12 protein-coding genes are annotated in these 13,402 nt (G+C 69.3%); 5 read left to right on the top strand and 7 right to left on the bottom strand.

Annotated elements, in window-relative coordinates:
• Positions 1–43: 43 nt before the first annotated feature.
• The 5 genes from IAI54_RS24470 to IAI54_RS24450 form a co-directional block, all read right to left on the bottom strand.
• Positions 44–340 (bottom strand): HPr family phosphocarrier protein, encoded by a 297-nt coding sequence (locus IAI54_RS24470; protein WP_187969659.1) that lies wholly within the window; start codon positions 338–340, stop codon positions 44–46.
• Positions 337–738 carry a PTS sugar transporter subunit IIA gene (locus IAI54_RS24465; protein ID WP_187969658.1) on the bottom strand — a complete coding sequence of 134 codons (402 nt, stop codon included), beginning with the start codon at positions 736–738 and terminating at the stop codon, positions 337–339. The genes IAI54_RS24470 and IAI54_RS24465 overlap by 4 nt, the downstream gene beginning before the upstream one ends.
• Before the next feature lie 129 nt (positions 739–867).
• Positions 868–1,332 (bottom strand): HPr kinase/phosphorylase, encoded by a 465-nt coding sequence (locus IAI54_RS24460; RefSeq protein WP_187969657.1) that lies wholly within the window; start codon positions 1,330–1,332, stop codon positions 868–870.
• 5 nt (positions 1,333–1,337) lie between these two features.
• Positions 1,338–3,056 carry a sensor histidine kinase gene (locus tag IAI54_RS24455; RefSeq protein ID WP_235679450.1) on the bottom strand — a complete coding sequence of 573 codons (1,719 nt, stop codon included), beginning with the start codon at positions 3,054–3,056 and terminating at the stop codon, positions 1,338–1,340.
• A 96-nt stretch (positions 3,057–3,152) separates the two neighbouring features.
• Positions 3,153–3,854, bottom strand: a complete 702-nt coding sequence (locus IAI54_RS24450) for a response regulator transcription factor (protein WP_187969655.1) — start codon at positions 3,852–3,854, stop codon at positions 3,153–3,155.
• A gap of 368 nt (positions 3,855–4,222) precedes the next feature.
• Between IAI54_RS24450 and IAI54_RS24445 the strand changes: the two genes are divergently transcribed.
• The 4 genes from IAI54_RS24445 (at position 4,223) to IAI54_RS24430 (ending at position 7,962) form a co-directional block, all read left to right on the top strand.
• Positions 4,223–5,833, top strand: coding sequence for a phosphoenolpyruvate carboxykinase (locus IAI54_RS24445; protein WP_187969654.1), 1,611 nt, complete (start codon positions 4,223–4,225; stop codon positions 5,831–5,833).
• A 140-nt stretch (positions 5,834–5,973) separates the two neighbouring features.
• Positions 5,974–6,639 (top strand): nitroreductase family protein, encoded by a 666-nt coding sequence (locus IAI54_RS24440; RefSeq protein ID WP_187969653.1) that lies wholly within the window; start codon positions 5,974–5,976, stop codon positions 6,637–6,639.
• Positions 6,639–7,073, top strand: coding sequence for an alternative ribosome rescue aminoacyl-tRNA hydrolase ArfB (arfB, locus tag IAI54_RS24435; RefSeq protein WP_187969652.1), 435 nt, complete (start codon positions 6,639–6,641; stop codon positions 7,071–7,073). Before IAI54_RS24440 ends, arfB begins: the two co-directional genes overlap by 1 nt.
• 274 nt (positions 7,074–7,347) lie before the next feature.
• Complete coding sequence (locus IAI54_RS24430) at positions 7,348–7,962, top strand: transglutaminase-like cysteine peptidase (RefSeq protein ID WP_187969651.1); 615 nt, start codon at positions 7,348–7,350, stop codon at positions 7,960–7,962.
• Positions 7,963–9,093: 1,131 nt separating this feature from the next.
• Here the strand turns inward: IAI54_RS24430 and IAI54_RS24425 are convergent.
• Together IAI54_RS24425 and gshB are read right to left on the bottom strand one after the other, a co-directional pair.
• A complete protein-coding gene (locus tag IAI54_RS24425; protein ID WP_187969650.1) occupies positions 9,094–10,629 on the bottom strand; it encodes a YifB family Mg chelatase-like AAA ATPase in 1,536 nt (511 codons plus the stop codon).
• 177 nt (positions 10,630–10,806) lie between these two features.
• The gene (gene gshB, locus IAI54_RS24420; protein ID WP_187969649.1) at positions 10,807–11,751 is read right to left on the bottom strand and encodes a glutathione synthase; all 945 of its coding nucleotides are present in this window, start codon (positions 11,749–11,751) and stop codon (positions 10,807–10,809) included.
• Positions 11,752–11,922: 171 nt separating this feature from the next.
• Here gshB and IAI54_RS24415 point away from each other — a divergent pair, with 171 nt between their 5' ends.
• Positions 11,923–13,269, top strand: coding sequence for a putative bifunctional diguanylate cyclase/phosphodiesterase (locus IAI54_RS24415; protein ID WP_187969648.1), 1,347 nt, complete (start codon positions 11,923–11,925; stop codon positions 13,267–13,269).
• The last annotated feature ends 133 nt before the right edge of the window (positions 13,270–13,402 follow it).

The raw sequence follows: 13,402 nt of genomic DNA, 5'->3' as shown, positions 1-13,402 counted from the left end.
AAAGAAATCCTTATCCGTCTATGTCGACAGCGTTAAGGCCTCATTACACGCCCTCGCCGAAACGGTCGGCGACGAGTGCGGCGATGGCCTCGACCGCGGCGGCCGCGTCCGGTCCGGCAGCGGAGACGCGGATACAGCAGCCGGGGCTCGCTGCCAGCATCATCAGGCCCATGATCGAGGTGCCACCGACGGTCATGCCGTCCTTCTCGACCGTGATCTCGGCCTCGAAAGCACCGGCGACCTGAACGAACCTGGCGGAAGCACGGGCGTGGAGGCCGCGCTGGTTGACGATCTCGAGGTCGCGCACCACCGCGTTCCCGGCCCTGCCGTCCATGCTCATTTCGCGGTCAGGACCTGGCTGGCGACGTTGATGTACTTGCGGCCCGCATTCTGCGCGCCTTCGAGTGCGGCCGCCATGTCGTCGCCGGAGCGGACGCTGGTCAGCTTGATCAGCATCGGCAGGTTCATGCCGGCGATCACCTCCACGCGGCCCGTCTCCATCACGGAGATCGCGAGGTTGGAGGGCGTGCCGCCGAACATGTCGGTCAGGATGATCACGCCGGCGCCGCCATCGGCGCGCGCCACGGCGTCGACGATCTCGCGGCGACGTTCTTCCATATCGTCGTCGGCGCCGATCGAGACCGTCTCAAAGCTCTGCTGGGGGCCGACCACGTGCTCCACCGCGTGGCGGAATTCCTCGGCCAGCCGACCGTGCGTGACGAGCACGAGTCCGATCATGAATGACTTACTCCCGACATCGCCCGGCTCGGCGTTCCTGTCCGTCCTGCCGCTGGGGCCCCGGCCGGCAGGAGCGCTATCTTGTCGAGCCGGATCGCCTTGACAAGCCCAAATCGAACCGGGCGCCGGTCATTTCGCCGCGCCCGTCGTCGCATGCGCATGGCGGCCGGGCGCCATCCAGGCGAGCACGGCATGGGCGGCAGCGTCGGCGCCACGCTCCGGAAGGTCCAGCCGCGCAAGGCTCACGCCTTCGATCGAAACCGCCTCGCCGGCCGAAATCCGCGGCGCCTCGCCCGCCGGCACGAGGCGCACCACGAGATCGACCGTCATCGCCGGCTCGGACGCGACGACGGACGGGCCGAGGCCCGCGACCTCCACCAGTCCCGCGATCGCGGGCGCGGCGCGGGCGAGCAGCCGCCCGCCCCTCGCCTCCACCAGCACCTGGTCGTCGCAGACGAGCCGGGCGAAGCCGCCGGCCGCGTCGGCACGGGCGAGCAGTTCGAGCGCCAGCGTGGTCTTGCCGCTGCCCGAACGCCCCGTCAGCAGGACACCCCGGTCGCCGAGGATCACGCCGGTGGCGTGGATGTTGCGCAATCGCGTCAGGCCTCTGCGGGCAGCTTCATGACGAAGCGTGCACCGCGGACGTCGCCGGGCTTGCCGCCCACGATGTTCTCCGCCGTCAGCTGGCCGCCATGCGCCTCGACGATCTGCCGGCTGATCGACAGGCCGAGGCCGGAATTCTGTCCGAAAGCCTCCGAGGACGGGCGGTCCGTATAGAAGCGCTCGAAGATCCGCTCGATGTTCTCGGCACGGATGCCCGGCCCGTTGTCCTCCACCGTCACCAGGACGTGGTTGGTGGTGCGGCCGACGCCCACGACGATGCGGCCGCCTTCGTCGGGCACGAAGGACCGCGCATTGTCGACCAGGTTGGTGATGACCTGGCCGAGCCGCAGGTCGTAGCCCGAAACGCGGAAGCCGCGGCCGTTGTCCTTGCCCACCTTCATGTCGATGGCGACGGTCTTCTTGTAGCGTGTCTGCTCGCGCGACAGGTCGACGATGTCGGCGACGAGCTTCTTCAGGTCGACCGGCGAGGCATCCTCGCGGGCAAGCTCGGCATCCAGGCGCGAGGCGTCGGAGATGTCGGTGATGAGCCGGTCGAGGCGGTGCACGTCGTGCATGATGATCTCGAGCAGGCGGGCGCGGTTGGCCTCGTTGCGGGCGAGCGGCAAGGTCTCCACGGCGCTCCGCAGCGAGGTCAGCGGGTTCTTCAGCTCGTGCGAGACGTCGGCCGCGAAGCTCTCGATGGCATCGATGCGGGCGTAGAGGGCGTTGGTCATGTCGCGCAGCGCGACCGACAGGTTGCCGATCTCGTCCTGACGGTCCGAGAAGTCCGGGATCTCCTCGCGGCTGCGCACGCCGCGCCGGACGCGGACGGCCGCGGCCGACAGCCGGCGCAGCGGATTGGCGATGGTGGAGGCGAGCAGGAGCGACAGTGTGGCGGTGACGAGGGCCGCCACGCCGAAGACGCGGAAGATGGCCTTGCGCTCGTCGGCGACGATCTTGTCGATGTCGCCGCCCTGGGTGGACAGCAGCAGCACGCCCAGCACGGCGCGGAACCGCTGCACGGGCACGGCCACGGAGACGATCATGTCGCCCTGTTCGGAGATGCGCACGATGAAGCCCGGGCTGCCGATGAGCGCGTTGACGACCTCCGGATAGGCCGCGCCGTTGCCGCCGGGCTGTTCGCGGTAGAGCGGAAGGTCCTTGCGCTGGAAGAAGCCGTAGACGAAGTCCTCCACCCGGTCGAGAAAGTCGGGCTCCGCCTCGTCGAGCGGCGGCAGGTCGTAGCGCAGGATCTGGCCGCGCGAATAGAGATGGCGGGAGTCGAGCAGCAGGTTGGCGTCGCGGTCGTAGATGCGCGCGCGCGTGCGGGTCGGCGAGATCAGCCGGCGCAGCAGCGGCGCGACGCGCTCCGGATTGATCGGGAAGTCGAGGCTGTCGAGCTGATCGGACCCCGGTGCCAGGCTCTCGCCGGCCTGCAGCTCGAGCAGCTTCTCGGGATCGATGGTGATGGCGTCCGTCTCGACCGTGGCCGATGCCGCGATGGCCGCCGCGATGATCTCGCCCTGCGTCATCAGGCTCTCGACGCGCGCCTCGATGAGCCCGTCGCGGAACTGGTTCAGGTAGAGGATGCCGAGCACCAGCACGCCCAGCCCCGCGAGGTTGAGATACAGGATCCGGCGGGTGAGCGAGGAGAAGACGTGGTGGCCGAAGAAGCGGCGCAGCGGCAGCGTGAACCAGCGCAGCGCGGCCGGCATGCGCCGCCCCGTCGTCGTCCTCGTCTCGGCGGGAGTCGTTTCGGCTACCATGTCCTGCCGGGCTCCACTCCGCCACGAGGCCGAAGCGTCGAGCGCCTAGATCTCGCGGAAGCGATAGCCCACCCCGTAGAGCGTTTCGATCATGTCGAAGTCGTCGTCGACGGCCTTGAACTTCTTTCTCAGCCGCTTGATGTGGCTGTCGATCGTCCGGTCGTCAACGTAAACCTGCTCGTCATAGGCCGAGTCCATCAGCGAATCGCGGCTCTTGACGACCCCCGGCCGCTGCGCGAGCGAATGCAGGATCAGGAATTCCGTCACGGTGAGCGTCACCGGTTCGCCCTTCCAGGTGCAGGTGTGGCGCTCCTGGTCCATGACCAGCTGGCCGCGCTCGAGGGATCGCGACTGCGGCGTCGGCGACTTGGCCGCCGCCTCGCGGGCATTGGCCCGGCGCAGCACCGCCTTGACGCGCTCGACGAGCAGGCGCTGGGAGAACGGCTTGCGGATGAAATCGTCGGCGCCCATCTTGAGACCGAAGAGTTCGTCGATCTCGTCGTCCTTCGAGGTCAGGAAAATGACCGGAAGGTCGCTCTTCTGACGCAGGCGGCGCAGCAGTTCCATGCCGTCCATCCGCGGCATCTTGATGTCGAGCACGGCCAGGGTCGGCGGGCGGGCGGCGAAGCCCTCGAGCGCGGAAGCCCCGTCGGTATAGGTCTCGACCCGGTAGCCCTCCGATTCCAGAGCGATGGAGACGGAGGTCAGGATGTTGCGGTCATCGTCGACGAGCGCGATCGTTGCCATATCGAGCGTATCCCTCATGAGCGGGCGTCCCTTCCTGCTGCGAGAGAAGGGTATAGGCGGACAAATTGGGTACAAAATGTGGCACAGCCACCGCGCCATAGCACACTCGCGCGCGCCATGACACCGCCGGCAGGTCGAAACCTCCGCACCCGGTTTCGATGGAACGCGCGAGCGCGGTTCGGGTTCGTTTGGTTTTCGGGATCGGTTCTTTAAACGATTTAAAAAAATTTCAAATCTTTAAATCGATTAATGATTTGAAATCATAGAACTTTTCTGTTTCTCCCCTGTTCGGGCGTCAGCGAGGGTCGATCCGATCGCGCCTGCCGTCGGTCGTGCGAGCGCGTAGCGAGATGCAGGGAGTGATTGGAATGCAGGAAATCGGCGAGCGTAATCCCGCGTGCGGGATCGAGGTTGCGGGACTGACGGGCACCGGCAAGGTGTTTTACAACCTCGGCGCGGCCGACCTCTACGAGGAGTCGATTCGGCGGGGCGAGGCGAGGCTGACGGCGCAGGGCGCGCTGGTCGCGCTCACCGGGCAGCACACCGGACGCTCGCCAAAGGACAAGTTCATCGTGCGCGACGCCAACACCGAGGCGCGGGTGTGGTGGGACAACAACAAGCCGATGACGCCGCAGCACTTCGACAACCTGCTGGCCGACTTCCTCGAGCACGCCAGGGGGCGCGAACTGTTCGTGCAGGATCTGATCGGCGGCGCGGACCCCGAGAACAGCCTGCCGTCGCGTGTCATCACCGAATATGCCTGGCACTCGCTGTTCATCCGCAACCTGCTGATCCGGCCCGAGCGCAGCGCGCTGCCGGCCTTCGAGCCGAAGCTGACGATCATCGACCTGCCGTCGTTCAAGGCCGACACCGGCCGCCACGGCGCGCGCACCGAAACCATCATCGCCGTCGACTTCACCCGGATGATCGTGCTGATCGGCGGCACGTCCTATGCCGGCGAGATGAAGAAGTCGGTCTTCACGGCGCTGAACTACCTGCTGCCCGAGAACAGGGTCATGCCGATGCACTGCTCGGCCAATGTCGGCCCGTCCGGCGACGCCGCGGTGTTCTTCGGCCTGTCTGGCACCGGAAAGACGACGCTGTCGGCCGATCCCTCGCGCACGCTGGTGGGCGACGACGAGCATGGCTGGGGCGAGGACGGCATCTTCAACTTCGAGGGCGGCTGCTACGCCAAGACGATCCGCCTGTCGGCCGAGGCCGAGCCGGAAATCTTCGCAACCACGCAGCGCTTCGGCACGGTGCTGGAGAACGTCGTGCTCGACGAGAACCGCGAGCCCGACTTCGACGACGGCTCGCTGACGGAGAACACGCGCTGCGCCTATCCGCTGCATTTCATTCCAAACGCGAGCGATACCGGGCTCGCGCCGCATCCGCAGAACATCATCATGCTGACGGCCGATGCCTTCGGCGTCATGCCGCCCATCGCCAAGCTGACGCCGGCGCAGGCCATGTACCACTTCCTGTCGGGCTATACCGCCAAGGTGGCGGGCACCGAGAAGGGCGTGACCGAGCCGGAAGCGACGTTTTCGACCTGCTTCGGCGCGCCTTTCATGCCGCGGCATCCGTCGGAATACGGCAATCTGCTGCGCGAGCTGATCGCGCGCCACGGCGTCGACTGCTGGCTGGTCAACACCGGCTGGACAGGAGGCGCCTACGGCACGGGCCGGCGCATGCCGATCAAGGCGACGCGCGCGCTCCTGACGGCGGCGCTCGACGGCTCGCTGAACCAGGCGGAGTTCCGCACCGATCCGAACTTCGGCTTCGCCGTGCCGGTGGCCGTGCCGGGTGTCGACGCTTCCATCCTCGACCCGCGCTCGACCTGGGCCGACAGGGCGGCCTACGACGCGCAGGCGCGCCGGCTGGTCGGCATGTTCGTCGACAATTTCGGCAAGTTCGAAACCCATGTCGATTCCGCCGTGATGGGTGCGGCGCCGCGGGTGCAGGAGGCCGCCGAGTAGGCCACCGCTTCGAAACGACAGGCCGTTGCGAGGCCCGGCGAACCCGCCGGGCCTTTTCCTTTGGCGCCCGCCGGGGCATAGAAGCCGGATGGTGCCGCCGCCGGAGGCGGCCGCCGGACCGCGGCCGGCGAGGAGGATGCATGGACCAGAGAGCAGAGATACCGCTCGCCTTCCGACCGCTGCCGGAGGACGAGATGCAGTCCCGCGCCGCATCTTTCCGGGCGCTCATGGCAGCGCGCCGCACGGTCCGGGACTTCTCCGACCGGCCGGTGCCCCGCGCGCTGATCGAGGACTGCGTGATGGCGGCCGCGAGCGCCCCGTCCGGCGCGAACCAGCAGCCCTGGACCTTCGCCTGCATCAGCAATCCCGACGTCAAGCGCCGGATCCGCGCGGCGGCCGAGGAGGAGGAACGCAGCTTCTATGCCGGACGCGCCTCCGACGAGTGGCTGCGGGCGCTGGCGCCGCTCGGCACGGACGCCGACAAGCCGTTCCTCGAGACCGCCCCCTGGCTGATCGCGGTCTTCGGCCAGCGATGGGGCGTGGCGCCCGACGGCAGCCGGGTGAAGCACTACTACATGCCCGAGTCCGTCGGCATCGCCACCGGCTTCCTGATCGCCGCGCTGCACGGGGCGGGGCTGGCCACGCTCACCCATACGCCCTCCCCCATGGGGTTCCTGAATGCCATCTGCGGACGGCCCGACAACGAGAAGGCGCTGATCCTGCTGGTCGCCGGCTATCCCGCGGAGGGAGCGACGGTGCCCGACATCCGCCGCAAGGCCCTCGACGACGTGACGGTCTGGATCTGATGGCCGCCGTCACCTTCGACATCGCTCCTGGGGCGCGCATCGGCGAGGGAGAACTCGAGGAGAGTTTCATCCGCGCCTCGGGGCCGGGCGGCCAGAACGTCAACAAGGTCGCGACGGCGGTGCAGTTGCGCTTCGACGCGGCGCGGTCGCCCGGATTGTCCGAGCGCGTGCGCGAGCGGACGATCAAGCTCGCCGGGCAGCGCGCGACCAAGGACGGCGTGATCGTGATCGAGGCCGGCCGCTTCCGCACGCAGGAGCGCAACCGCCAGGATGCGCGCGAGCGGCTCTTCGCCCTCGTCGCCAGGGCAGCCGAGCCGCCGCCGCCGCCGCGCAAGAAGACGAAGCCCTCGCGCGGCGCCGTCGAGCGGAGGCTGAAGGAGAAGTCCGGCCGTGCCACCGTCAAGAAGATGCGCGGCAGGATCGAGCGCGAGTGACGCGGCATCGGCGCCGGGCCGGCCGGCTGCCTGCCGCCGGGCAGCCCGCCGTCGCAGCTGGCCGGCCCGGTCCCCTCTTGCGCCTTGGGAGCGCCGCGATCCGGCCTTGACGATCTGCGGGACGCGCCGATTTCCCCTCCGTGACGGAATTGTGTCGTCAGGGGCACGGCGGTAACCATAAATCCTTCCCGTCGGGCATTGCCGATTGACACGAATCGGTATCGCACTTTAACTTTTTGTTAACGACGAGACGCCGTGGCGGGGTGCAGTGCGAATGGTTTCCAAGTTCAGGCTGGCGGGCGCGACCCTCGCACTCGCAGCGTTCACCGGCCTCGGCATCGCGCAGTCCGGCGTCGCATCCGCCCAGTCGCTCGGCACAGGCGGGCTGACGTCGCAGCCGATCGGCCACTACGAGTTCTGCAAGTCCAGCCCGTCCGAATGCAGCACGGCCACTCCCGACAGGGGTCCCGTCCGGATGACGAGCGCCCTGTGGACCCGCATCACCGGCATCAACGCCAAGGTGAACGGCGACATCCGGCCGATGTCCGACATCGACGTCTTCGGCAAGGACGAGGTCTGGGCCTACCCGACCGACGGGGTGGGCGACTGCGAGGACTACGTTCTCGAGAAGCGCCGCCAGCTCTCGCGGTCCATCCCGCTCTCCAACCTGCTCATCACCGTGGTGCGCAAGAAGAACGGCGAGGGCCATGCGGTGCTGACGGTGCGTGCGGACCAGGGCGACTTCATCCTCGACAACCTCACCGACGAGGTGAAGACCTGGGACAAGACCGGCTATCGCTTCCTCAAACGGCAGGCGAGCAGCCACACCGGCCGCTGGGTCAGCCTCGTCGACGACCAGAACATGATGGTCGGATCGGTCCAGCAGTAGCAGGGCCGGAAGACGGAGCCGTCCGCGAAGATCGCGACTCCTTCCCGAGGCGGCATTCTTGCGGCATGAGTCGCGCGGCGGCGGGCACCCGCTTCAGGCCGCGGCGGGACAAGAATGCGTGAGCCTGCGGCCAGCGAGGGACCGCAGCGAACGAACGCCTGACCCGCAGACGTTTCCTCTCAACGCAGCATGCCCAACCTCATGGTGCCCGCACGCCGTTCTTCACGGCAGCGTCCGGCCAGACGACAGGCGTCGTCAGCGCACCGGAGCCGTCGGCACCGAGCGGCGCGGACCCATGCGTCACCGGCCCAGCCTCCATGACTGCCCCAAACGGCAGCGCCCGGCCAAGCGACAGGCGTCGTCAGCGCGCCGGAGCCGTCGGCACTGGGCAGCGCGGACCCAATGCGTCACCGGCCCAGCCTCCATGACTGCCCCAGTTTGCAGAATTTGGCGCACACGACCCCGCCGCATCGGCTGATCGCCAGAAGCCGAAGCGGTCACATCGCGGAGTGGCGGAGAAACGCCGCTCCGCGCGCTCGGCGCACCTCTCCCCCGGCACACCCAGGCCGTCGGCGCCCGCCTGCGCCCGCCCCATGCGCCACCGGCCCAGCACGACCCGTCCACCGGCACAACCGGCCGGACCGCCGAAGCGAAGCCGGTCTGGCGGCGAGGCGGACCACGCCGCCCGCCGCGTCGGCCGCATAGCCAGGAACCGGAGCAGCCACACCCCGGACTGGCGGGGAAACGTCGCGCTGCAAGCGCGGCGGATCTTTCCCTCGGCACTCCGGCGCGTCGGTGCCGGCCTGCGCCCCGTCCCATGCGCCACCGGCCCACGTACAGCCGGCCGGGCCGCCGCAGCGAGGCCCCATCTGCCGGTCATGCGAACGGGGCAGCCCGCCGCCTCGACCCCATCGCCAGGCGCCGGCGCGGTTGCACCACCGACCGGCGGGCATCCCCGCCCGGTGGCGCGCACATTCCCCTGACGGCCGCGATCGCGCGCCATGCTGCTCATCGCCGCCGCGCGTCGGATTGCCGTCTCGGCCCCGCGTCAGGCGGCCTGTCGCAGCCGCGGCGCGTCAGGCGGCCTGTCGCAGCGGCCCCGCGTCAGGCGGCCTGACGCGCGGCGGCGTGTCAGGCCGCCTGTCGCGCCTGCATGTCCGCGCCCATGCGGTAGGAAATGGCCTCCGCAAGATGGATGCGTCCCACGGTCTCGACGCCGTCGAGATCGGCGAGCGTGCGCGCCACCTTGAGGACGCGGTGATAGGCCCGCGCCGAAAAGCCCATCTTCTCCGATGCTTCCCGGAGCAGGGCGAGGCCCGCCGCGTCCGGCGCGGCGATCTCCTCGATCAGCGACGGCCCGCACTGGGCATTGGTGCCGATCCCCGGCATGCCGCGCTCGTCGAAGCGGTCCCGCTGGATACGCCGTGCGGCGGCGACGCGCGCGGCGACTTCCGCGCTGGTCTCGGCGCGGCCGGGGCGGATCAGGTCGGCGGCCGACACCGAGGGCACCTCGATCCGCAGGTCGATGCGGTCGAGCAGCGGGCCGGAAATGCGGGCCTGGTAGTCGGACTGGCAGCGCGGGCCGCGCGCGCAGCGGTGGCCGGGCTCGCCGGCCATGCCGCAGCGGCACGGGTTCATCGCCGCGACGAGCTGGACCCGCGCCGGGTAGGTGACGCGCGCATTGGCCCTGGCGATCACGCATTCGCCGGTTTCGAGCGGCTGGCGCAGCGAATCGAGCACCGGCGCGCCGAATTCGGGCAGTTCGTCGAGGAACAGCACGCCGTGATGGGCGAGCGAGGCCTCGCCCGGCTTCACCCGCAGTCCGCCACCCACCAGCGCGGCGATCGAAGCGGAGTGGTGCGGCGCGCGGAAGGGACGGCGGTCGGACAGCTTGCCGCCGGCCAGTTCGCCGGCGATCGAGGCGATCATCGACACTTCGAGCAGTTCGCGCGGCGACAGCGGCGGCAGGATCGACGGCAGGCGCTGCGCGAGCATCGACTTTCCCGAGCCCGGCGGTCCGCTCATCAGAAGGTTGTGTCCGCCGGCCGCTGCAACCTCCAGCGCCCGCTTGGCGCTCTCCTGGCCCTTGATGTCGGCGAGATCGGGCAGGTTCGACGCCGGCGGGCGGATCTGCGCCTGCGGCCGCGACAGCACCTGCGTGCCGCGGAAATGGTTGGCGATGGCGATCAGGCTGCGCGGCGCGAGGATCTCCACCTCAGCGCCCGCCCAGGCGGCTTCCGGACCCGAGGCATGCGGGCAGATCAGCCCCTTGCCGAGGGCATTGGCGCCGATGGCCGCCGGCAGCGCGCCGTCCACGGGCGTCGTCGTCCCGTCGAGCGACAGTTCCCCGAGCACGACGAAGCCCGCCAGCGCGTCGCCCGGCACCGCCCCGAGCGCCGCCATCAGGCCGAGCGCGATCGGCAGGTCGTAATGGCTGCCTTCCTTCGGCAGGTCGGCCGGGGCGAGGTTCACCGTCACCTTCTTGGCCGGCAGCGACAGGCCCGATGCGTGCAGCGCGGCCTGCACGCGCTCCCGGCTCTCGGCGACGGCCTTGTCCGGGAGTCCGACGATCTGCATGCCGACCTTGCCCGGCGCGATCATCACCTGCACGTCCACCGGCACCGCCTCTATCCCCTGGAAGGCGACCGTGCTCACACGTGAAACCATCGGACCATCCCCGCGCGCTGGCCGCGGCGGGAGCGTTCGCATCGCCGTCCCGCCGACGATGCGCCATTCATGCACGGATCAAGGAACATTACAAGAACGTTCTGCAGCCTATCCGCGCATTCCGGTCGATACCCGCCTGACGGGCAGCGACCATGCCGGCCGGAGACGCTCCGGGCGCTAGCTCGAGCGCTTCGTCTCCACCGCGTCCCAGAACAGCGCCGCGATGTCGGCGCCGCCGAACTTCTGCACCTCGCGCACGCCGGTGGGGGACGTCACGTTGATCTCCGTCAGGTAGCCGCCGATCACGTCGATGCCGACGAGCAGGAAGCCGCGCTCGCGCAGCGCCGGCCCGATGCGGGCGCAGATCTCGTGCTCGCGGTTGGTCAGTTCGGTCGCCTCGGCGCGGCCGCCGACATGCATGTTCGATCGGGAGTCGGTCTCCGACGGCACGCGGTTGATGGCGCCCACGGGCTCGCCGTCGATCAGGATGATCCGCTTGTCGCCCTTGCGCACGTCCTTCAGGTAGCGCTGGACGATGTAGGGCTCGCGGAACATCTGGCCGAACATCTCCAGCAGCGAGGCGAGGTTCCGGTCCGCCTCGGCCAGATGGAAGATGCCGGCGCCGCCGTTGCCGTAGAGCGGCTTGACGATGATGTCGCCGAATTCCCTGCGGAAGGCGGCGACCTCGCGCGGGTCCTTCGTGATCAGCGTCTCCGGCATCAGGTCGGGGAACTCGGTGACGAAGATCTTTTCGGGGCTGTTCCTCACCCAGGCGGGGTCGTTGACGACCAGCGTCCTGGGGTGGATGCGCTCCAGGATGTGGGTGGTGGTGATGTAGTTCATGTCGAAGGGCGGGTCCTGGCGCAGCAGGACCACGTCCACCTCGGTCAGGTCGAGGCGCTCCTGTTCGCCGAGCGTGTAGTGGTCGCCGCGGACGTCGCGCACCTGCATCGGTTCGGCCCAGGCGAAGGCCCTGCCGTCGCGCAGCGAGAGCTTGTCGGGCGTGTAGTGGAACAGCTCGTGGCCGCGCCGCTGCGCTTCCAGCGACAGGGCGAAGGTGGTGTCGCCCGCGATCGAGACGGTTGCGACATGGTCCATCTGCACGGCTATTCTGAGCGACATGGAGCATCCTCCGACAGGGGCTTCAGGGTCTGCCATGTAGACAAATGCCGCGGGGATGCCAATGCGCAAGCGGCGCTGGTCCAAAGGGTAGCGCGCGGGCCGGTGCGCTACACGCTTCCTAAACGGTTCTCGTCCATCCTTCGCCCCAGTCGCGGAACGGCCCCTGATCGGATGAGAACGGCAGCACTTGGCATCGCAAGACCGGAGGAGACGTCGGAGGCCGGGCTGACGGACCTGCTGACGGGTCTCGGCAACAGCCGGCGCTTCCTGGCGAAGATCCGGCGGCTCATCGCCGACCGCGCATCGGATCCGGCGCCCTTCGTCGTCGGTATCGTCGACCTCGACGGCTTCAAGCCGGTGAACGATCTCTTCGGGATGGCGTCGGGCGACGAGATCCTGTGCCAGGCGGCGATGCGGCTCAGGGCAGCGCTCGATCCGCGCTGCACCATCGTGCGGCTGGGCGCCGACGAGTTCGGCTTCCTGCTGCCCCTGACGTTCAGCGAGGCGGCGGCGGGCGAGCAGGCGCGGATCCTGATCGAGGTGCTGTCGGCGCCCTACGATCTCGGCGAGCGCAGCGCGCGCCTCTCGGCCTCGGTCGGCTGCGCGCTGTACTTCACCGCCGCCGAAGGGGCCGAGGACCTGATCCGCAAGGCCGAGACGGCGCTCTACGACGCCAAGCGGGCCGGCCGCGGCAGGGTGGTGGTCTATTCACAGGAGATCGAGGACAAGGCGCGGCGCGTCACCCTGATCGAACAGGCGCTGCGGCGCGCGGTGGCGGCAGGCGAGGTGGAGCCGTGGTTCCAGCCGATCGTCTGCCTTTCCTCCCGGCGGGTGCTCGGCTGCGAGGCGCTGGCACGCTGGACCGACCGCGACCTCGGCGTCGTCTCGCCGGGCGAGTTCATCCCGATCGCCGAGGAGCGCGGGATCATCGGGCAGCTCTCGCAGGTGCTGCTGCGCAAGGCGGCACTTGCCGCGGCGGACTGGCCGGAGGAGGTCTACCTGTCCTTCAACCTCTCGCCGTCGCAACTCGTCGACCAGAACACCAGCGACCACGTCCTGTCGATCCTGGCGGAGACCGGACTGCCGCCCGGCCGCCTGCAGATCGAGATCACCGAAACCGGCATGATGTGCGAGCCGGCATCGGCCGAGCGGATCGTCGAAGACCTGCGCTCGGCCGGCATCCGCACCGCGCTCGACGATTTCGGCACGGGTCAGTCGAGCCTCGGGCGGCTGCGGCAGCTGCATTTCGACACGATCAAGATCGACCAGTCCTTCGTCGCCGCCATGCTCACCGACCCGCCCACGCAGCACATCGTGCGCGCCATCCTGGCGATGTGCGACGGGCTGGAGAAGGACGTCGTGGCCGAAGGCATCGAGTGCGAGGAACAGGCCGCGCGGCTCGCCTTCTTCGGCTGCCAGAAGGGCCAGGGCTACTTCTTCGGGCGGCCGATGCGGGCCGAGGCCACCGCCGCCCATGTCCACGGCTATGCCGCGAGCGCCCGGCCGGCCGGCACATAGCGTCGGCGCAGGGTCCGGCCGGCGCGGTGCCGGCGACCCGGGAAGCCGATCGTGCAAGCGGGTCGGCGCGGTGCCGGCCCCCTCGGCGCGCCGCAAGCTTGTCGCGGTTGTGGTTCCCGCCGGGCCGGAGCAG

It is taken from the genome of Aquibium microcysteis (genome assembly GCF_014495845.1).
Classification (GTDB): domain Bacteria; phylum Pseudomonadota; class Alphaproteobacteria; order Rhizobiales; family Rhizobiaceae; genus Aquibium; species Aquibium microcysteis.
Note: the sequence above shows the minus strand (reverse complement) of the source record. Positions and strands in the feature narration are given on the sequence as shown.